This is a genomic window from Sphingomonas sp. ABOLG (genome assembly GCF_003950435.1).
In the GTDB taxonomy this organism is placed as follows: domain Bacteria; phylum Pseudomonadota; class Alphaproteobacteria; order Sphingomonadales; family Sphingomonadaceae; genus Sphingomonas; species Sphingomonas panaciterrae.
Map to the genome: position 1 here is coordinate 183,696 of NZ_QQWW01000003.1, position 18,788 is coordinate 202,483.

The window sequence follows — 18,788 nt, forward strand, 5'->3', positions numbered from 1 at the left end:
GGTCCGGCGATCAGGCGGCGGCGGCGCGCGTCGGCCGCCGCCGGTCGAGCAGCAGCGACACCGCCCAGATCGCCAGCCCGCCCAGCGCCAGCGCCATCCCGACCCACCCGGTCGAGGTCCAGCCAAGCCCCGCGCTGATCGCCATCCCGCCCAGCCATGGCCCCAGCGCATTGGCGACGTTGAACGCGCTGTGGTTGAGCGCGGCCGCAAGCATCTGCGCCTCGCCCGCCACGTCCATCAGCCGCGTCTGGAGCACGCTGCCCAGCCCGCCGCCCATGCCGATCAGCACCACCACCCCCAGGATTGACCAGCTCTGCTGCGCCGCCATCGGATAGAGCGACAGCGACAAGGCGCTGAACGCCAGCGTCAGCCCCGCGGTGGTCATCAGCGCGCGGTCGGCGCCCCAGGCGCACAGGATCGTGCCCAGCGTCATGCCGACGCCAAACAGCGCCAGCGCCACCGGGATCAGCCCCGGCGCCCCAGTGACCGCGGTCATGGTGGAGGCAAGGTAGGTATAGACGCAGAACAGCCCGCCAAAGCCGATCGCCCCGGTGGCGAGCGTCAACCACACCCGCCCGTTGCGCAGCGCGCCCAGCTCCCGCATCGGATTGGCCCTGCGATCAGCCGGGGTGCGCGGCGCAAAGGCGAACAGCATCACCGCGGTCGCCACCGCCAGCAGCGCGACGATGCCGAAGCCCCAGCGCCAGCCGAGCGCCTGACCGACGACATTGGCGAAGGGCACGCCGGCGACGGTCGCCAGCGTCAGCCCCAGCATCATGCGCGATATCGCCTGGCTGCGCCGCTCGTGCGGCACCATGCCCGCAGCGACCAGCGCGCCGACCCCGAAAAAGGCCCCGTGCGGCAACCCGCTAAGGAAACGGAACACCAGCATCCAGCCAAGGTCGGGCGCCAGCGCCGACAGCCCGTTGGCCAGCGCGAAGAAGCTCATCAGCGCGATCAGCAAGGTACGCCGCGCCATGCGCGCGCCCAGCACCGCCAGCAGCGGCGCACCGACGACAACGCCCAGCGCATATGTGCTGATGACATGCCCCGCTGTCGGCTCGTCGATCCCCAGCCCGCCCGCGAGCTGCGGCAGCAGGCTCATCGAGGCGAATTCGGTGGTGCCGATTGCGAACCCGCCCATGGCGAGCGCCAGCAACGCCATGGGCACGTTGACGCGATGCCCGGCGGCAGCATTGGCAGGATGCGTCATCCTCGGGCCCCGCACGCGGCGCAATGGCAAATGGCAATGGACGCGCGGGCCCGTGACGGCGGCTGCATGCTGTTCTCCGATGGGGATGTTGGCCGGGCTTCGCCAGGCGTCGGGCACTTCACCGTGCGTCTGCCGCCCGATTATCGTCATGCTGCATTGCAAAATCAACGCCGTCTGCCGGATCGCCATGGCTCATGCCGCCTCGGCAATTCCCCGCGCCTGTGGAACGCTCGCCTGTCCAACCGGTTCGTCTGACACACAGGGACGGGATTGATGACGACGATCGATGGGGATGGGCACCGGCAGCCGACCGGACAGGATCACGGACATGCAGCAACGCGCCCCTGGGCGATCCCCGCGGGCGGCTGGAAAGACGTTGCGCTGCGCAGCTGGAAGGAATCCGGGCAGGACAATATCAGCCTGATCGCGTCGGGCGTCGCCTTCTGCGCCATCCTCGCCATGGTGCCGATGCTGGGCGCGGTGGTGCTCAGTTACGGTCTGATCGCGACCCCCGACACTGTGCTCGCCAATGTCCGCTCGCTTACCTCGGTCATGCCGGCGGAGGCTGCCCGGCTGATCGGCGAGCAGCTTGCCAATATCGTCAGCACGTCGGACGGGAAAAAGGGCTTTGGCCTCCTCATCGCGCTGGCGATCGCGCTCTACGGCGCCATGAAGGGCGCGACCGCGATCATCACCGCGCTCAACGTCGCCTATGATGAGGAGGAGACACGCGGCTTCATCCACCTCAACCTCGTGGCGCTCGGCATCACTGCCTGCGCCGTGCTGGTCGCGGTGCTCGCCATCTTCTCGATCACCGCCATGGCGGCTGTCGAAACACTGTTTCCCGAGCTTCCCGGCCCCCTCGCCTTCCTCGCGCGGCTGATACCCTATTTGCTGATGGCGGTGGTCGGCTCGGCAGCCGCCGCCAGCCTGTATCGGTTCGCGCCCAATCGCAGCCACGCGCGGTGGGTCTGGCTCACACCAGGTTCGGTCCTCGCCGCTTTGTGCTGGGTGCTGATGACCTTTGGCTTTGGCATCTATGTCGCCAATTTCGGCAGCTATGACGCAACCTATGGCTCGCTCGGCGCCGCGGTGGTGACGCTCACGTGGCTGTATCTGTCGGCCTATGTCCTGCTGCTCGGCGCGGAGTTCAATTGCGAGCTTGAACGCCAGACGGCGCGCGACACCACCACTGGCCCGGAACAGCCGCTCGGCAGCCGCGGCGCGTTCGCCGCCGATACGGTGGCCGAGGGGCCGGAGCCGCAATCCGCCCCGGGGCTCGCCGCCCACCAGCAGCCCGCGCCCCCTCCCGCCGCAGCGGCGCCGGCCCGCGCCGCCCCACCCGCGCCGGGCATGCGCCAGAGCCTGCTCGCGGCGGAGGGCACCCATCGCGCCTTGCGCATCGCGCGGGTTGGAAAGGCCGGTCTTCTCCCCACCGCGCTTGCCACCTGCGGCCTCGCGCTGATCGGGCGGCGTGACAAGGCGGCGCTGGGCGTCACGCTCCTCGCCACCTCCGGCGGCTTGCGCTGGATCACGCGGCCCAAGGCAAAGCCGGCCGCGCGGGGCAGCGCACGACGCTGATCCCGCCGGGCTGACCCCGCCGGCCGGCCCTGCCGGCCCGCCCCGCCGGGCTCAGGCCTTGCGCAATTCCTCGGGCTTGTGGATCGCCTCCTTGCCCGACTTGTCGCTCTTCACGCGATATTGCGGGTCCTTTCTGGTCGCCTTGGCGACATGCCCACCGGCTTTGGCGGTCGATGTCTCCTTGCGCACGACCTTGCCGTGCGTCTCGCCCTGCGGCGTGTCCCATTTCACGTGATCGCCGGACGTGAAGGTCTTGTCGGTCATGCGCCGCTCCTTGGCAGTGATGAGCGGCAAACGCGCCGCCCGGCATCCGTCTCCCGCATGCGTGCGGGCGCTGCGCCGTTTTCGACGGCCGTGAACCGAATGCCTGACCGAAGGTTCTCCCCTGCGACCGGGGCGCCCGCCCCCTTTGCCCGATCGAGGAGTGCGTCGACCATGGATCAAGCCGCGACATTGGACCGCACCATCGCCCGAAAGGTCGCCGCCCGGCCGATCGGCACCGTCCCGATTCACCTGACGATCAACGGCACGCCGCATGATCTGGCGGTCGAACCCTGGACGACGCTGCTCGATCTGGTGCGCGAAACGCTCGCCCTGACCGGCTCCAAGAAGGGCTGCGACCACGGCCAGTGCGGCGCCTGCACCATGCTGGTCGACGGCAAACGGATCAATTCCTGCCTGAAGCTCGCCGTCACCCTCGACGGCAGCGAGATCACCACGATCGAGGGCATGGGCAGCGCCGACGACCTCCACCCTCTGCAGGCCGCCTTTATCGAGCGGGACGCCTTTCAGTGCGGCTATTGCACCCCGGGCCAGATCTGTTCGGCGCAGGGCCTCATCAACGAAGGGCAGGCGCGCAGCCGCGACGATGTGCGCGAATTGATGAGCGGCAACATCTGCCGCTGCGGCGCCTACACCAACATCGCCGACGCGGTGCTCGACGTGCTCGGGCAGGAGAAGCAGGCATGATCCGCTTCGACTATGCCCGGCCCACGGCGGTCGAGGAGGCGGTCCGCGCCGCCGGGGACCAGCACGCCGCGTTCCTCGCCGGCGGCACCAACCTCGTCGATCTGATGAAGGAGAATGTCGCCCGGCCGCTCCACGTCATCGACATCAATCGCCTGCCGCTGGATCAGATCGAGGAACGGGAGGACGGCGGCCTGCGCCTCGGCGCGCTCGTCACCAATGCCGACACCGCCTACGACCTGCGCGTGCGGCAGCATTATCCCCTGCTGTCCTCCGCGATCCTCGCCGGCGCCTCGCCGCAGTTGCGCAACGCCGCCACCAACGGCGGCAACCTCAACCAGCGCACCCGCTGCTATTATTTCTACGACGTCGACACGCCCTGCAACAAGCGCAACCCCGGCGAGGGCTGCGGCGCGATTGGCGGGGTGAACCGGATCCACGCGATCCTCGGCGCCAGCCCGCAATGTATCGCCACCCACCCCTCCGACATGTGCGTCGCGCTCGCCGCGCTGGAGGCGGAGGTACAGGTGACCGGCCCTGACGGCAGCCGCACCATCCCCTTCGCCGACTACCACCGCCTGCCCGACGATGAGCCGTGGCGCGACAACACGCTACGCCCCGGCGAACTGGTGACTGCGATCGACCTTCCGGCCGAGCGCTTCACGCACAATTACACCTACCTCAAGCTGCGCGATCGCCTGTCCTACGCCTTTGCGCTCGTCTCGGTCGCGGTGGCGATGCGGCTGGAGGACAATGGCCGCATCGGCGACGTGCGCATCGCGCTCGGCGGCGTCGCGCACAAGCCGTGGCGCCGGCGCGAGGCGGAAGAGGCGATCCGCAATGAGCCGCCGGGCGAAATGGCGTTCGACACCGCAGCCCGCGCATTGCTCGCCGGCGCCCGCGGCCAGGGCGACAATGACTTCAAGATCGATCTCGCCCGCCGTGCGATCATGCGTGCGCTCGCCCAGGCCGCGGCCGGCACGCCGCAGTCGCAGATCGACAAGCGCATCGCCTGAGGAGCCGATACGATGACCAGCAACGCATCCCCCGCTCCCGCCGCCCCGGTCGGCATCGGCACCGCCCTGTCGCGCGTCGACGGCCTCGCCAAGGTGACCGGCACGGCCAAATATGCCGCCGAATATCACGTCCCCGGCCTGCTCTACGGCGTTGCCGTCTCGTCGCGCATCGCCAAGGGGCGGATCACCGCGATCGACGAGGAGGCGGCACGCGCCGTCCCCGGCGTGGTCGACATCATCACCCACAATAACCGCCCCAGACAGGCATGGCTCGACCGCAACTGGAAGGATGAACTCGCCATTCCGGGCGACCCGTTCAAGGCGCTGCACGATGCCGAAATCCTCTTCGCCGGCCAGCCGATCGCCGTGGTCATCGCGGAAAGCTTCGAGGCGGCGCGATATGCCGCCAGCCTCGTCGACGTCTCCTATGAGGAACAGGCGCACAACGTGGATTTCGAGGCCTCGCTGGCGGAGAAATTCCTCCCGCTCCCGCTGCGCCGGCGCAATTCCTTCCACCCGCCCAAGAACCATGGCGACGCGCAGGCCGCCTATGATGCCGCCCCGCTGAAGCACGCCGCGACCTATCATCTCGCGACCGAGCATCACAATCCGATGGAGATGCACGCCTCGACGGTGGAATGGCACGGCGACGGCACGATCACCGTCTATGACAAGACGCAAGGCTCGCAGGGCGTCCAGGCCTATCTCGCCAGCGCCTTTGGCCTCGGCAAGAAGAACGTCCGCGTCGTCAACGCTTATGTCGGCGGCGGCTTCGGCTCCGGCCTGCGCCCGCAATGGCAGGTGCAGCTCGCCACCATGGCCGCGATCCACCTCGAACGATCGGTTCGCGTGGTCATGACGCGCGCGCAGATGTTCACCCACGCGCATCGCCCCGAATGCACCTATTCGATCCGGCTCGGCACCGATACCGATGGCAAGCTCAGCGCCGTGCTCGGCGACGCCACCACCTCCACCTCGCGCTTTGAAAGCAACATGGAGGATATCGTGACCTGGGGCATGATGAACTACGCCAGCCCCAACATCCACGGCGAATATACCATCGCCCCGCGCGACACCTATACCTCGGCCGACATGCGCGCGCCGGGCGCGGCGACCGGCATGACCCTGTTCGAGATCGCGGTGGACGAAATGGCCTATCGCGCGAAGGTTGATCCGCTCGAATTCCGCCTCCTCAACTATTCCGACATCGACAATATGAATCGCACGCCCTTCACGTCGAAGGCGCTGCGCGAGGCCTATCGCGAGGGCGCGGCACGGTTCGGCTGGGAACGCCGGTCGCCAGAGCCCCGCTCGATGCGCGACGGCCGCGAACTGATCGGCTGGGGCGTCGCGACCGGCATGTGGGACGCGCAATTCTCCAAGACCGCCGCCTCGGCAAAACTGAGCGCCAACGGCGATCTCGAGGTCGCAAGCGCCACGTCGGACATTGGCACCGGCACCTATACCGTCATGGCGCAGGTCGCCGCCGACACGCTGGGCCTGCCGCCCGAGCGGATCACCGCCCGGCTGGGCGACAGCGACCTGCCGACCGCCCCGGTCCAGGGCGGCTCGTGGGCGGCGGCCTCGACCGGTGCCGCCGTCCAGCTGGCGTGCGAGGCGGTGGCAAAGCAATTGTTCAAGGCGGTGCACAAGCTGAAGGACAGCCCCTTCGCCAACGCCTCCTTCGATGACGTGATCTGCGCCGACGGCGAGCTTCGCCTGCGCGACGGCAGCGCCGCCATGCCCTTTACGGAGATCATGCGCGCCGCTGGCCTCCCCTCGATCGAGGTCGAGGAAACCGCGACGCCGGGCGTCGGCGACATGATCTCGATGGCGCGCAAGTCACGCAACACGCACAGCGCGATCTTCTGCGAGGTGCGCGTGGACGAGGAACTCCACCAGGTCCGCGTCACCCGCGTCGTCAACGCCGTCGCCGCCGGGCGCATCATCAATCCCAAGACCGCGCGCAGCCAGATCCTGGGCGGCGTCGTCATGGCGATCGGCATGGCGCTGCATGAGGAAACCTTCGCCGACCGCCAGCTCGGCCGGTGGATGAACCACAATCTTGCCGAATATCACGTGCCCGCCCATGCCGACGTCCATGACATTGACGTGATCTTCGTCGACGAACCTGATCCCGAGGTGACGCCGCTCGGCGTGAAGGGGCTTGGGGAAATCGGCATCGTCGGCACGGCCGCGGCAATCGCCAACGCCATCTATCACGCCACCGGCAAGCGCATCCGCTCGCTCCCGATCACGATCGACAAATTGCTCGCCGCTGACGCCGACTGACAACGGCAGGCGGGCCTGACCCATCCGTCGGGCCCGCTCCTGCGCTGGCGCGACCACATCCCGCCCATCACCGTGAATGATCCTCGGCTGGACCGCAGCGCCCCGGGCGGCAGTCGCGCGTGTTCGCCTCATGCCGCAGGCGCTGCCGGGGGATATGCCCGCACTCCCGCTATGCGCGGCAGTCGCCGCGGCTTAGCCCCACCCTCTGGCCGATCATGACGGTAGCAACCCTTTGGTAGCCGCCGCGGAGCGCCCCATGGTTCTCGCGCGTCGCGAAACGACCGCCGCGGGCATCGCTCTTATGGTCCGCCATCAGGATTATCGCATGGGCGCAGCACAAATTGTCGGACAGGGATGATCTACCGTCGCTGACTTAGATCTATGTGAAGGCGCGGCAGGCGCAGCAAAGGAAAGCCCCGTGGCCGGATGACGGCTTTTCGGGGCTTCGTTGTGGGTGGCGGCTGGAAGTGGCCGCTGACATTGTTTGGTCGGGGATGGTGTTTTCCTGTATATTTTCACGATGCGCCACTATCCCGACCTCATACACCGGTTCACCCGATCGCGTGAAACAGAGACGGTGAAGCTATTCACCTCGTCGGGGCATCCCTGGATGGGCCTCACGGCTCTGATAACCTACCGATTACCTGCCCTTATTGTAGCCGCCGTTTTGGCCGTCAGATACGCACCGTTCTAAGCGCGGCTGTGTTGCCGACATGGTGCATATCCTACAGGGCGCACGCTGAAGTCGACAAGGAGATTGTGGATAAGCGGCGGCGCAGATACGAAATCACTTCTTCGGACCCTCTTTCCACGCGAAGGCCATGCTTGTCACATCAGTCGGCGTATGTGGTCTTACTACCCTTGTTGATCGACTTGTTGGGATAGCTTTCGGGGAAGGCGACGCGGTTGTGTTCCTTGCTCGCGTCAATGGCTTCCAGTCAACAATCGTTGAGGGTCATGCCGCTCATGCGACACCTCCGAGCGCTATCACCAGCTTCCGCACGGCCTCAGCCTTCCTGCTCTCGAATCTGAACGTGTAGATGCGATCATGGCAATCGAAGCTAATGCTAGCGGTTCGTTGACAGCCGCCGTCGAGCGCCGTGCGTCGTGGCATCGCTGATGGGATCAACGCAGGCGCACGCGCGCCGGCTTGACCCAAGGAAGTGCCCATGGAACATTATGCGAACATCGCGAATCGGCAGGCGGCTTGGCGCGACGCGGCGCCCGGCGCGTCCGTGTCTAGATGTGGGGCTGCATCGATGCGCCAATTACCAGATATTGCATTTTAGCCGTGACACTGCGGGGCGAAGAACGGTATCAAGTCCGTCCGATCCGGGGCTCGCTCACGGATCATGAGAGTCGCGGTACCGGTTCGGCAAGAGGCGTGCGGCGGATGGATCAGATCATGGGCCGGAGGGCAGCTTTGCAACGCGTCGCAGCGCGGCCCTTCACGGGTCATGATGATCGTACGATAAGCGATCGAAAGGGACGCCTCCGGCCTCCCGGAACCGCCCCTCTTCATGCCGTCGCTCGCCCGTCTGGCGCTACGCCTCGCGGGGGCAGCGCCCGGTTCGCCCCGCGCCGTGGCCCGGGAACAGTGTCATTCCGCTTCTTCGAACATGTCCACGGCGTTCTGCGCGGTCGCCGACAGGCGAACCGTGTCGCCTTCGATCGCCGCCACCAGGCCCGCCGGCAGATAGTGGTGCTTGGCGCCGGTCCCGTCCTGCGTGGCCGGGCTGTCCTGCTTGGTCAGCTTGATCCGCTCGCCGTCGACGTGATCCACCGTACCGACGTGAACGCCGTCCGCGCCGATGACCTTCATATGCTCCTTGATGTTGCTGTGATCGTGCATCGTGGATCTCCTCTTGGGGTCGGCAACACAACGACACATCGCCGCTTTGGATGCATCGCGCGGGTGGCGGCATGATCGCGCGCTGGTCCCTTGTCGCGCTCGCCCTGCTCCTGGCGGGCTGCGCCACGCAGGTCCCGTCCACGGTGGCGCACACGCCCGATACGCCCGGCTTCCTGCTCGGCCTGTGGCACGGCTTCATCTTCCCGGCCGCTTGGGTGCTCAGCCTGTTCATGCCGGACGTCGCCATCTATGCCGTGCCCAACAATGGCGGCTGGTATGATTTCGGCTATTTCGTCGGCATCGTGTTCCTCGGCGTCGGCGCGCGCAGCACCCGCACCGTCCATGTCACCCGCCGGGTGCGGCGATGAACTGGCAGGTCCCCGTCATGTATGCGGTCGCGCTGGCGCTCGCGATCGTCGGCACGGCGCTGCTGGTCGCCCTCGCCCGTCCGCGCACCGCCGGTCAGGTCTATGCCTTCCGCATGGTCGGCATCATGGCCCTCGCTGGCGCCGCCGTCCTCGCGATGAGCGCCACCGCCATGTGGCAGTGGAGCATGGAGGCATGACCCCCCATCTATCCCTCACACGCGCAATCTTTATGAACTTCCACAATTTCCGGTCGGAGTAACCCATGCCCCTCCTCCAAGCCTCCAAGCAGTACAAGCCATTCGAATACCCCTGGGCGTTCGAGTACTGGAAGCGTCAGCAGCAGCTTCACTGGCTGCCTGAGGAAGTGCCGCTGGGTGAGGATTGCCGTGACTGGGCGCAGAAGCTCACCGATCACGAACGCAACCTGCTGACGCAGATCTTCCGCTTCTTCACCCAGGCGGACGTCGAGGTGCAGGATTGCTACCACGAAAAGTACGGCCGCGTGTTCAAGCCGACCGAGGTCAAGATGATGCTGACCGCGTTCAGCAACATGGAGACGGTGCATATCGCGGCGTACAGCCACCTGCTCGACACGATCGGCATGCCGGAAAGCGAATATGGCGCCTTCCTCGAATATGCCGAGTTGAAGGACAAGCACGACTATCTGCAGCAGTTCGGCGTCGACAATGACGAGGATATTGCGCGCACCCTCGCCATGTTCGGCGGCTTCACCGAGGGCGTGCAGCTCTTCGCCAGCTTCGCGATGCTGATGAACTTCCCGCGCTTCAACAAGATGAAGGGCATGGGGCAGATCGTCAGCTGGTCGGTGCGCGATGAAAGCCTCCACTGCGAAGGCATCATCAAGCTGTTCCACGCCTTCGTGAAGGAGCGCAACTGCCTGACCAAGGCGGTGAAGGACGATATCGCCGATCAGTGCCAGACGACGATCCGGCTGGAGGATGCGTTCATCGATCTCGCGTTCGAGATGGGCCCGGTGAACGGCATGACCGCCAAGGATATCAAGAAGTACATTCGCTACATCGCCGACTGGCGGCTGGGACAGCTCGGGCTGAAGCCGATCTACATGATCGACGAACACCCTATCCCCTGGCTCACCCCACTGCTGAACGGCGTCGAGCATGCGAACTTCTTCGAAACCCGCGCGACCGAATATTCCAAGGCAGCGACCAAGGGCCAGTGGAGCGACGTCTGGGATTCGTTCGACAAGCGGCAGAAGGCGAAGTCCGTGCCGGCGGCGAACGAGGATCTGGCGCTGGAGGGCGACATGTTCTCCCGCGCCGGGGTCGCGGCGGAGTAACACCGCCGCCTGGCAGCGATGCGCAGGGAAACGGTGGCAGTGGCACCGAAACGGTGCCACTGCCACCGAACCGGGCGGTGGTTACATATGCAACCATCTTGCAGGCTGACTGGCCTGTGCTATGTCGATCCAATGGCTGATCATTCCACCGTGCTCTCCCCGCCGCCGGGCGCTGCTTCGGACTGGACCGTCCCGCAGAACTGGTCGCACTACACGCCGGAGGAACATGCCACCTGGGACACGCTCTTCGCGCGCCAGTCGAAGCTGCTGCCCGGCCGCGCCTCCGACGCATGGCTGCGCGGGCTGGATGTCCTGAAACTGTCGAAGCCCGGCATCCCCGATTTTGAGGAACTGTCCGAACGGCTGATGAAGCTCACCGGCTGGCAGGTCGTGGCCGTGCCCGGCCTGGTTCCCGACGAGATTTTCTTCGATCACATGGCCAACCGCCGCTTCGTCGCCGGCAATTTCATCCGCCGCCCGGATCAGCTGGATTATTTGCAGGAACCGGATGTGTTCCACGACGTGTTCGGCCACGTCCCGATGCTCGCGGACCCCGTGTTCGCGGACTATCTCGAGGCTTATGGCCGCGGCGGTCAGCGCGCCATGCAGCACGACGCGCTGAAATATCTCGGGCGCCTGTACTGGTACACGGTCGAATTCGGCCTGATCGCGGAGCCGGACGGGCTGCGGATCTACGGCTCGGGCATTGTCTCCAGCTATGCCGAAAGTCGCTTCGCGCTCGATGATCCGTCGCCGCATCGGCTGCGCTTCGATCTCGCACGCGTCATGCGCACCGACTATCGCATCGACGACTTCCAGCAGAATTACTTCGTCATCCCCAGCTTCGACGAACTGCTGCGCGTCACCGTCGAGACCGATTTCGCACCGCTCTACGACAGCCTGCGCGAACAGCCGGACATTCCCGTCGCGCAGATCATCAGCGACGACGAGGTGATCACCCGCGGCACGCAGGATTACGCCCGCTCGCGCGCATCCGGAAAATAGTCAGCCAGGAAATCGGCGACCACCTTCACCCGGATCGGCAGGCGATCGGCCGGCGCCGCCGTCATGAGCGTGATCGGGATCGCCGGAATGACTGCTTGCGGCAACACGGGCACCAACCGCCCTGCCGCAAGGTCCTCAGCCACCTGCAGGTGTGGCAGCAACGCGATGCCGAGGCCGCTTAGCGCCGCCCGATGCACCGCTTCGCTGCTGTTCGCGCGCAGCCAGGCGCGCGGCCGAACTGTCGCGCCGTCGATCGGCCACCCGCCCGGCCGCGCCGCATAGCCATAGGTGAGGCAATCGTGCGCGGCGAGATCGCCGGCCGCCTCTGGAGCGCCGCGCGGTGCAAGATACGATGGCGCCGCAACCAGCATGCGCGGCACGTCTCCCAGCCGCTTCCCGCCCGGCTCATCGCCGACGCGCAGCCACAGATCGAGCGCTTCATTGCCCGCCATCTCCCGCCAGTCAGCCACCATCAATTCGATCGTCAGCCCCGGATGAGCTTCACGCAGCCGGACAAGCTTGCTCGCATAATGCAGGCCAAGCGCGGTCGTGACACCAAGACGTACCAAACCCTGTGCCGCGACGACACCGGCAAGATCCGCTTCCGCCGCGGCCACATCCTCAAGGATCCGCAACGCATGCTCGGCCAGCCGCTCGCCGTCATGCGTCAGGCGCAGCCGCCGGGTCGAACGGTGAAACAACCGCACGCCGAATCGCTCCTCCAGTTCGTCGATCGCGCGTGCCACCGTCGTGTGGCTCAATCGTTGTTGTCGGGCCACGACGGAAAAGCTGCCCTGGTCACGCAGGTTCAGGAATAGGCGAAGTGTGCGTACCAGGTCCGACATTTGAACGAATATAGTTCAAGCCCTGCACGGAAAGCACCTATTGTTTATCGCAAACGTTAAGATGATGAGGGCAGCACGGCCCGCGTGAGGGGTCGGAGAGGAGCCAGACGTGATCGATCGTATTGCCAACCCCACCTTGCGCAGCCGCGTGATGTCCCCGGAGGACGCTGCGATGTTCATACAGGCGGGCGACACCGTCGGCATGAGCGGCTTCACCGGCTCCGGCTATCCAAAAGCAGTGCCGACCGCGCTCGCCAAGCGGATCTCTGCCGAACACGCCGCCGGGCGACCGATGCGGGTGAAGGTGTGGACCGGCGCGTCCACTGGGCCCGAACTGGATGGCGCGCTGGCAGAGGCCGACGGGATCGAGCTTCGCCTGCCGTACAATTCGGATCCGATCGCGCGTGAACGCATCAATCGCGGCGAGATGGACTATCTCGACATGCACCTGAGCCAGGTCGCGCCGATGGCCTGGCAGGGGTTTCTGGGCCAACTCGACGTGGCGGTCGTCGAGGTGACGGCGATCCGCGCCGACGGCAGCGTCGTCCCTTCCTCCTCAGTCGGCAACAACAAGACGTGGCTCGATCGCGCCAAGTCGGTGATCCTTGAGGTCAACCGCTGGCAGAATCCGGCGCTGGAGGGGATGCACGACATCTATTACGGCACGGCGCTGCCGCCCAACCGCGTGCCGATCCCGCTGCTGCGCCCGGACGACCGCATCGGCGATCCTTACCTGCGCTGCGACCCGGACAAGGTCGTGGCCGTGGTGGAGACCGACGCACCCGACCGCAACCTCCCCTTCACGCCGCCCGACGCCTCGGCAAAGGCGATCGCGGAGCATCTGCTGGAGTTCCTCGCGCATGAAGTGACCAAGGGACGCCTGCCGTCATCCTTGCTGCCGATCCAGTCCGGCGTCGGCAACATCGCCAATGCTGTCCTGACCGGGCTGGTGGACGGTCCGTTCCACGATCTGACCGCCTACACCGAGGTGATCCAGGACGGCATGCTCGACCTGATGGACGCGGGTCGCCTGCGCATGGCATCCGCCACTGCCTTCTCGCTCAGCCCGGACGCGGCGAAGCGGATCAACGATGAGATGGTGCGGTATCGCAGCAAGATGATCCTGCGTCCGCAGGAGATCAGCAATCACCCTGAACTGATCCGTCGTCTCGGCTGCCTGGCAATGAACGGGCTGATCGAGGCGGACATCTATGGCAACGTCAATTCCACCTGTGTGATGGGATCGCGCATCCAGAACGGCATTGGCGGCTCGGGCGACTTTGCGCGCAATGCCTTTATCTCGATCTTCATGACGCCCTCGACGGCGAAGGGGGGCGCCATCTCCGCCATCGTGCCGCAGGTCTCGCACGTCGATCACATCATGCAGGATGTCGCGGTACTCGTGACCGAGCAGGGCCTGGCCGACCTGCGCGGCCTGCCGCCCAAGCAGCGCACGGCGCTGGTGATCGACCGCTGTGCCCATCCCGATTATCGCGACGGCCTGCGCGATTATTATGAGCGCGCCCTGCGCGGCGCCTACGGCCGCCATGCCCCCTCGCTGCCGGGCGAGGCGCTGTCATGGCACCAGCGCTTCATGGAGCACGGAACGATGCGGACGGGCTGACCCGTCCGCATCATCACGCAAGACCGAGGACGGTCAGAGGTCCAGCGCCCAGCCGTCCCGCCCCTTGGGATCGGGCGGCGTTGCGGGGACGAAGCGCGTGGCGCCAGCGGCCAGCCGCAGGATCGTCCAGTCCCCCCGCCGGTCGACCGCCTCCAGCGTACAACCGCAAGCGGCAAAGGCCTCGATGACCTGCCCGCGCTGAGTCTCCAGCAACCCGGCAAGGACGATGGCTGCTCCCGGTGCTGCAATAGCCGCAAGCTCCGGCGCCATCGAAACCAGCGGCCCGGCCAGGATATTGGCGATCACCAGGTCATAAGGCCCGCGTTCCGTGATCGCGTCATGCAGCGCGCCGTCCGCCACCAGCAGTTCCAGATCCGCGATCCCGTTCGCGGCGGCATTCGCGCGCGTCACCTCGACCGCCGCCGGATCGATGTCCGTCGCGACGATCGTCGCGTCCGGCCACAGGAAAGCAGCGGCAAAGGCCAGCACGCCGGTACCCGTGCCCACGTCGATGATCCGTGCGAGGCTCCTCTCCGCCAGCCCGTCGAGCATCGCGAGGCAGCCGCTGGTCGTCGCATGGTGCCCCGTGCCGAAGGCGCGGCCAGCGTCGATCAGCAGCGCGCATCCTCCCTCCGGCGCCGCCGTGGGATGCGCGCTGGTATGGACGACGAACCGTCCTTCGCGGATCGGCTCCAGCCCCTCCTGCGACAGCGCCACCCAATCCTGTTCGGCAAGGGCAGTGACGGTTGGCGCCGTGCCCGACGCGCTGGGCACGAGCGCGCAAATCGCCGCCAGCGCCGCCGCGTCCGGCTCGCGCTCCATATAAGCGTCCAGCCGCCACCGCTCGCGATCGTCCTCCACCTCCTCGGTGGTCATCAGAACGGCGTCGATCGCGAGGTCATCCGCCGCGTCGATCGCCTCGGCTTCCGCGCGCGTGCATGGCAGCGACACGCGCCAGCTGTCCACCGCGCCGCTCATGGACGCATTTGCCTCCTCAGCGGACATAGCTGGCCCCGTTCACGTCCAGAACCGCGCCCGTCATCGACTCGGGCGCATCAAGCGCGAGCCAGCGGATCATCTCGCCCACTTCATCAGGCATGGCGACCCGGCCGAGCGGAATGTCCGCCAGCAATTTGTCGCCCCCGCGGCTGGCGAGATAATCATCCGCCATGCCCGTCATGGTAAAGCCGGGGCAGATGGCGAACGCCAGGATGCCGTCCTTTGCATAGGCGCGCGCGATCGTCTTCGTCATCGCCACCATGCCGGCCTTTGACGCGGCGTAATGCCAGTGCGCCGGGCTGTCGCCGCGATAGGCGGCGCGACTGGCGACATTGACGATCCGCCCGCCGACACCGCGCTCGTGCCAGTGACGCACCGCGAGGCGGCACAATTGCGCCGCGCCGGTCAGGTTGATGCGCATCGTGCGCTCCCACCCGGCAAGCCATTCGTCATCCGCGCTGTCGAGTGGATTGGCCTCGAACACGCCAGCATTGTTGATGAGCACATCGACATGCCCCAGACGCTCGATCGTTTCCGCCCACAAGGCTGCGGCAGCACCCGGCGTGTCCAGATCGGCGGCAATCAGGCCGTCCGCGTCGCGCGTCGCCTGCCCCAGAACCGTCGCGCTGCCGGACAATGCGCTGCGGGCAGCAGCCCCGATGCCGCGCGAAGCACCCGTAAGAAGAACATTGGTCATGCCGCGTCCATAGAAGCTGGCAAGCAGCCCGTCATCCCGGCACCGCCTCGTTGACCGAAACGACCGTCAGGCAACTTTCGCGCTGAATTCCTCCGCCGCGCTGCGCAGCGAGGCAAGCCGATCATCGATCGCCGCGAATTCGGTGCCCAGCGTATCGACGTCGCGTGCCAGGCCCGCCCCCTCGCGCATAATCGCGGTCATGTTGCCCGCGGTTGCGTCCGCCGCCAGCGCGGTCTCGTCGACGGCAGCGGTAATCGCGGTCACGGTCTGCGCCTGCGCCTCCATCGCCCGCCGGATCCTGGTGGCCGACGTTTTCACGTCATCGATGGTCGCGCGGACGCTGGCGCTCGATTCTACCGTGACCTGAGTTGCGGCCTGGATCGCGCCGATCTGCGCCGCGATATCGTCGGTGGCCCGCGCGGTCTGGCTAGCCAGGCTCTTCACCTCCTGCGCCACCACGGCAAAGCCACGCCCGGCATCCCCCGCCCGCGCCGCCTCGATCGTGGCATTCAGCGCCAGCAGGTTGGTCTGCCCCGCAATGGTGCGGATCAACGCCAGGATGGACTCGATCGACTTGGCATGGGCGCTCAGCGCCTCACTGACCGTGACCGCCCGGTCCGCCTGCGCCGCCGCCTGCGACGCGATGTCGGCTGCCGCCTCCACTTCGCCGCGCGCATCCTCGATCGCCAGGATCAGCCCCGCTGCGGTCGACGCCGCATCGCGCATGGCAAGCGCCGACTCGCCGGCCGCGGCCGCCACTTCGGCGCCGCGCCCGACCATCGATCCGACCGACTGTGTGGCACTCGCCGCCTGCGCACGCACGCGTTCCCCCAGTACCGCCGCCCCCTCGATCGCATCGGCGATATGCAGGCGAAAGGCCGCAGCATGGGCGGCGCGTTCCTCCGCCACCTGCGCCCGCTCGCTACGGCCAAGATGCGCCGCCATGACATCCGCCTCGATCAGCGCCAGTCGCTGAACAACATCGGACAAGCGCCGCATCCGCGCCACGTCCCCTTCAACGCGAGTCTCCAGGATCGCCAGCGTCCGGGCATGGGCAAAGGCCAGCGCGGAAAGCAGCGCCGCCAGCGGCACGCCCGTTTCGCGCGTCATCTCCGCATGTTTGGTGGCCGACCGCCCCCATTGCTCATCGAACGGCGCAGAATATTTCATCCGCATGTAGCGTGCGCTCCGCGCCAGCTGGCGCTGCAGCCAGACGTCCTCGATCCCCTCCAGCATCTTCTTCGTCGCCGGAAGGCTCCGGTACTGCTGCCAGAATGCGTGGGCGATATCCTCGCAATCGGCAGCGGTCAGCAGAGCGTCGATGTCCGCCGCCGCGGCACCAATGGTGCCATCCCAGTCATATTCGCGAACCTGCGCCGCGATCGAACGGGCCACACTGTCCCAGATCGGCATCGTGGTTCCTCCCCTTGATTATCTCGCGTGCCCCGTGTCTCCGCCGGGGCATCGTCCATCCTGCCCTATCGTCAGGCCGCCACGCGCTCGGCAAAGTCACCGGCGCTTCGATTGAGCAGGACCAGGCGCCCCGCCAGTCGGTCGAACCCGGCGCCAAGCGAGTCGATCTCACCTGCGACCGCTTCGGTGTCCGAATGGATCGCTGCGATCGTGCTGGACATGGAATCCGCCGCGAGCGCCGTTTCGTCGACCGCCGCAGTGATTGCCGTCACAGTATGCGCCTGCGCCTCCATCGCGTCGCGAATGCGCGTCGCGGACACCTGCACCTCGTCGACGGTCGCGCGAATGCCGACATTGGCGTTCACGGTCACCTGAGTGGCGGTCTGGATCGCGGTGATCTTCGCGGCGATATCGTCCGTGGCGCGCGCCGTCTGGCTGGCCAGGCTCTTCACCTCCTGCGCCACCACGGCAAAGCCGCGCCCCGCGTCCCCCGCGCGTGCCGCCTCGATGGTTGCGTTCAACGCAAGCAGGTTGGTCTGCCCGGCAATGTCGCGGATCAGGCCAAGGATCGACTCGATCGACTTGGCATGGTCATTCAGCATCTCCGTCACGCCGACCGCCTCGTCGGCCTGGACCGCCGCCCGCGTCGCGATATCCGCCGCCGCCTCCACCTCGCTTCGTGCATCGCCGATCGCGCGGATCAGCCCCGCGGCCGTGGAGGCTGCATCGCGCATCGCCAGCGCGGATTGTTCGGCCGCCGCCGCCACCTCGCTCGCCTTCCCCAGAACGCCTCGCGCCGACCGGGAGGCGGTGGATGCCTGGTCGCGCAGCGTCGCCCCCTCGGCCGTCGCATCGCCGACCGTCGTCGCGATTCCCCCTCGGAAATCCGCCGCCAGGCGATCGCGTGCAGTCTGCGAGCTGTGCTTGCGATAGTCGCCGTACAGCGCGACGGTGATCTCCCCTTCCAGCGCCGACAGCCGCATCAGCGTGTCGATCATGACCGGCAGGCGCGGGTCCGCTGGTTCGCACCGCGCCATCAGGACGCGCAGCGCCGCGCGATCGCTTGCGCTGATCATCGACAGCAACGCCAGCGGTGAGACCTGCCTCTGATAGGCGGCAGCCACCGATCGCTCGATCGATTCGACCCACGCACGTTGGTCGGTACGCAGGAAACGATCCTGCAAGAACGCACAGCCCAGATCGATCATCCTGGCGGCGTCCTGTTCGACCCAGGATTTCTCCTCGTGGAAGCACCGCCGGCCATGTTCCCAATACGCCTCGGCGATCTGGCGCACCTCGGGTTCCAGCACGTCCCACACCTCTCGCGACGCGGTCGAAAGCGTGCCGTCAAAGTCGAACGCCCGCAGGCGGGTGTCGAGATCGATCGAGCGGGCCAGTTGGCCTGGTGCTGGCAGATCGGCGGACAAGTTGTTGCGCTCCCGGTTCATTATCGGCCGGGTCATAGGGGATTGATCGTTAAGTGCTGGTTGAGGCGCGGCGCCCATCCGCCATGCGATTCATTCGCAGGAGGTCACTCCCGCTTGCAACATCGGCCCTCGGGTCTCATAGACCGCGCCAAACCGTCGGCTTACCGCAGGA

The 18,788-nt window shown here is 66.7% G+C and carries 18 protein-coding genes; 10 read left to right on the forward strand and 8 right to left on the reverse strand.

Annotation, left to right across the window (positions count from 1 at the left end; translation table 11 throughout):
• Nucleotides 1–10: 10 nt before the first annotated feature.
• Nucleotides 11–1,213, reverse strand: coding sequence for an MFS transporter (locus tag CA236_RS04645; protein ID WP_125944730.1), 1,203 nt, complete (start codon nucleotides 1,211–1,213; stop codon nucleotides 11–13).
• A gap of 36 nt (nucleotides 1,214–1,249) precedes the next feature.
• On the opposite strand from CA236_RS04645, the gene CA236_RS04650 reads away from it, so the two are divergent.
• Both CA236_RS04650 and CA236_RS04655 read left to right on the forward strand, forming a co-directional pair.
• Nucleotides 1,250–1,468 (forward strand): hypothetical protein, encoded by a 219-nt coding sequence (locus tag CA236_RS04650; protein ID WP_164518862.1) that lies wholly within the window; start codon nucleotides 1,250–1,252, stop codon nucleotides 1,466–1,468.
• An 18-nt stretch (nucleotides 1,469–1,486) separates the two neighbouring features.
• The gene (locus tag CA236_RS04655; RefSeq protein ID WP_125944732.1) at nucleotides 1,487–2,794 is read left to right on the forward strand and encodes a YihY/virulence factor BrkB family protein; all 1,308 of its coding nucleotides are present in this window, start codon (nucleotides 1,487–1,489) and stop codon (nucleotides 2,792–2,794) included.
• Nucleotides 2,795–2,845: 51 nt separating this feature from the next.
• Here CA236_RS04655 and CA236_RS04660 read toward each other — a convergent pair whose 3' ends face one another.
• A complete protein-coding gene (locus CA236_RS04660; protein WP_125944733.1) occupies nucleotides 2,846–3,058 on the reverse strand; it encodes a DUF2945 domain-containing protein in 213 nt (70 codons plus the stop codon).
• 171 nt (nucleotides 3,059–3,229) lie between these two features.
• On the opposite strand from CA236_RS04660, the gene CA236_RS04665 reads away from it, so the two are divergent.
• From CA236_RS04665 to CA236_RS04675, 3 genes are read left to right on the forward strand one after another with little or no spacing between them, the layout of a single operon-like run.
• Nucleotides 3,230–3,763 (forward strand): (2Fe-2S)-binding protein, encoded by a 534-nt coding sequence (locus CA236_RS04665; RefSeq protein ID WP_125944734.1) that lies wholly within the window; start codon nucleotides 3,230–3,232, stop codon nucleotides 3,761–3,763.
• Entirely contained in the window at nucleotides 3,760–4,776 is a 1,017-nt protein-coding gene (locus tag CA236_RS04670) for a xanthine dehydrogenase family protein subunit M (RefSeq protein ID WP_125944735.1), read from the forward strand. Before CA236_RS04665 ends, CA236_RS04670 begins: the two co-directional genes overlap by 4 nt.
• 12 nt (nucleotides 4,777–4,788) lie before the next feature.
• On the forward strand, nucleotides 4,789–7,068 hold the full coding sequence (locus CA236_RS04675; protein ID WP_125944736.1) for a xanthine dehydrogenase family protein molybdopterin-binding subunit: 2,280 nt from the start codon (nucleotides 4,789–4,791) through the stop codon (nucleotides 7,066–7,068).
• A gap of 1,600 nt (nucleotides 7,069–8,668) precedes the next feature.
• Here CA236_RS04675 and CA236_RS04680 read toward each other — a convergent pair.
• Nucleotides 8,669–8,920 (reverse strand): DUF2171 domain-containing protein, encoded by a 252-nt coding sequence (locus tag CA236_RS04680; RefSeq protein WP_046411353.1) that lies wholly within the window; start codon nucleotides 8,918–8,920, stop codon nucleotides 8,669–8,671.
• A 50-nt stretch (nucleotides 8,921–8,970) separates the two neighbouring features.
• On the opposite strand from CA236_RS04680, the gene CA236_RS04685 reads away from it, so the two are divergent.
• From CA236_RS04685 to phhA, 4 genes are all read left to right on the forward strand, one after another.
• A complete protein-coding gene (locus CA236_RS04685; protein ID WP_241212518.1) occupies nucleotides 8,971–9,288 on the forward strand; it encodes a hypothetical protein in 318 nt (105 codons plus the stop codon).
• Complete coding sequence (locus CA236_RS04690) at nucleotides 9,285–9,485, forward strand: hypothetical protein (RefSeq protein ID WP_046411355.1); 201 nt, start codon at nucleotides 9,285–9,287, stop codon at nucleotides 9,483–9,485. Before CA236_RS04685 ends, CA236_RS04690 begins: the two co-directional genes overlap by 4 nt.
• A gap of 65 nt (nucleotides 9,486–9,550) precedes the next feature.
• Complete coding sequence (locus CA236_RS04695; RefSeq protein ID WP_046411357.1) at nucleotides 9,551–10,606, forward strand: ribonucleotide-diphosphate reductase subunit beta; 1,056 nt, start codon at nucleotides 9,551–9,553, stop codon at nucleotides 10,604–10,606.
• Between the two features lie 132 nt (nucleotides 10,607–10,738).
• Nucleotides 10,739–11,611 carry a phenylalanine 4-monooxygenase gene (gene phhA, locus CA236_RS04700; protein ID WP_125944737.1) on the forward strand — a complete coding sequence of 291 codons (873 nt, stop codon included), beginning with the start codon at nucleotides 10,739–10,741 and terminating at the stop codon, nucleotides 11,609–11,611.
• Here the strand turns inward: phhA and CA236_RS04705 are convergent.
• Nucleotides 11,581–12,456, reverse strand: coding sequence for a LysR family transcriptional regulator (locus CA236_RS04705; protein WP_125944738.1), 876 nt, complete (start codon nucleotides 12,454–12,456; stop codon nucleotides 11,581–11,583). The genes phhA and CA236_RS04705 overlap by 31 nt on opposite strands.
• A 109-nt stretch (nucleotides 12,457–12,565) precedes the next feature.
• Between CA236_RS04705 and CA236_RS04710 the strand changes: the two genes are divergently transcribed.
• Complete coding sequence (locus CA236_RS04710) at nucleotides 12,566–14,080, forward strand: acetyl-CoA hydrolase/transferase family protein (RefSeq protein WP_241212519.1); 1,515 nt, start codon at nucleotides 12,566–12,568, stop codon at nucleotides 14,078–14,080.
• Between the two features lie 33 nt (nucleotides 14,081–14,113).
• On the opposite strand, the gene CA236_RS04715 is transcribed toward CA236_RS04710, so the two are convergent.
• The 4 genes from CA236_RS04715 to CA236_RS04730 all read right to left on the reverse strand — a co-directional run bounded on the left by CA236_RS04715 (nucleotide 14,114) and on the right by CA236_RS04730 (nucleotide 18,616).
• Entirely contained in the window at nucleotides 14,114–15,058 is a 945-nt protein-coding gene (locus CA236_RS04715) for a 50S ribosomal protein L11 methyltransferase (protein WP_125944739.1), read from the reverse strand.
• 16 nt (nucleotides 15,059–15,074) lie between these two features.
• Nucleotides 15,075–15,776 carry an SDR family oxidoreductase gene (locus CA236_RS04720; RefSeq protein ID WP_046411362.1) on the reverse strand — a complete coding sequence of 234 codons (702 nt, stop codon included), beginning with the start codon at nucleotides 15,774–15,776 and terminating at the stop codon, nucleotides 15,075–15,077.
• A gap of 66 nt (nucleotides 15,777–15,842) precedes the next feature.
• Nucleotides 15,843–17,189, reverse strand: a complete 1,347-nt coding sequence (locus CA236_RS04725; RefSeq protein WP_125944740.1) for a methyl-accepting chemotaxis protein — start codon at nucleotides 17,187–17,189, stop codon at nucleotides 15,843–15,845.
• A 71-nt stretch (nucleotides 17,190–17,260) separates the two neighbouring features.
• Nucleotides 17,261–18,616: a methyl-accepting chemotaxis protein gene (locus tag CA236_RS04730; RefSeq protein ID WP_231622017.1), complete on the reverse strand. Its 1,356-nt coding sequence runs from the start codon at nucleotides 18,614–18,616 to the stop codon at nucleotides 17,261–17,263.
• Nucleotides 18,617–18,788 lie beyond the last annotated feature (172 nt).

What these genes read in the sequence shown, in the direction of transcription:
- CA236_RS04655 (WP_125944732.1), top strand. Translation starts at nt 1,487, where the DNA reads ATGACGACGATCGATGGGGATGGGCACCGGCAGCCGACCGGACAGGAT.
- CA236_RS04645 (WP_125944730.1), bottom strand. Translation starts at nt 1,213, where the DNA reads ATGACGCATCCTGCCAATGCTGCCGCCGGGCATCGCGTCAACGTGCCC.
- CA236_RS04720 (WP_046411362.1), bottom strand. Translation starts at nt 15,776, where the DNA reads ATGACCAATGTTCTTCTTACGGGTGCTTCGCGCGGCATCGGGGCTGCT.
- CA236_RS04690 (WP_046411355.1), top strand. Translation starts at nt 9,285, where the DNA reads ATGAACTGGCAGGTCCCCGTCATGTATGCGGTCGCGCTGGCGCTCGCG.
- CA236_RS04670 (WP_125944735.1), top strand. Translation starts at nt 3,760, where the DNA reads ATGATCCGCTTCGACTATGCCCGGCCCACGGCGGTCGAGGAGGCGGTC.
- CA236_RS04680 (WP_046411353.1), bottom strand. Translation starts at nt 8,920, where the DNA reads ATGCACGATCACAGCAACATCAAGGAGCATATGAAGGTCATCGGCGCG.
- CA236_RS04695 (WP_046411357.1), top strand. Translation starts at nt 9,551, where the DNA reads ATGCCCCTCCTCCAAGCCTCCAAGCAGTACAAGCCATTCGAATACCCC.
- CA236_RS04675 (WP_125944736.1), top strand. Translation starts at nt 4,789, where the DNA reads ATGACCAGCAACGCATCCCCCGCTCCCGCCGCCCCGGTCGGCATCGGC.
- CA236_RS04685 (WP_241212518.1), top strand. Translation starts at nt 8,971, where the DNA reads ATGCATCGCGCGGGTGGCGGCATGATCGCGCGCTGGTCCCTTGTCGCG.
- CA236_RS04660 (WP_125944733.1), bottom strand. Translation starts at nt 3,058, where the DNA reads ATGACCGACAAGACCTTCACGTCCGGCGATCACGTGAAATGGGACACG.
- CA236_RS04665 (WP_125944734.1), top strand. Translation starts at nt 3,230, where the DNA reads ATGGATCAAGCCGCGACATTGGACCGCACCATCGCCCGAAAGGTCGCC.
- CA236_RS04650 (WP_164518862.1), top strand. Translation starts at nt 1,250, where the DNA reads ATGGACGCGCGGGCCCGTGACGGCGGCTGCATGCTGTTCTCCGATGGG.
- CA236_RS04715 (WP_125944739.1), bottom strand. Translation starts at nt 15,058, where the DNA reads ATGAGCGGCGCGGTGGACAGCTGGCGCGTGTCGCTGCCATGCACGCGC.
- CA236_RS04725 (WP_125944740.1), bottom strand. Translation starts at nt 17,189, where the DNA reads ATGCCGATCTGGGACAGTGTGGCCCGTTCGATCGCGGCGCAGGTTCGC.
- CA236_RS04705 (WP_125944738.1), bottom strand. Translation starts at nt 12,456, where the DNA reads ATGTCGGACCTGGTACGCACACTTCGCCTATTCCTGAACCTGCGTGAC.
- phhA (WP_125944737.1), top strand. Translation starts at nt 10,739, where the DNA reads ATGGCTGATCATTCCACCGTGCTCTCCCCGCCGCCGGGCGCTGCTTCG.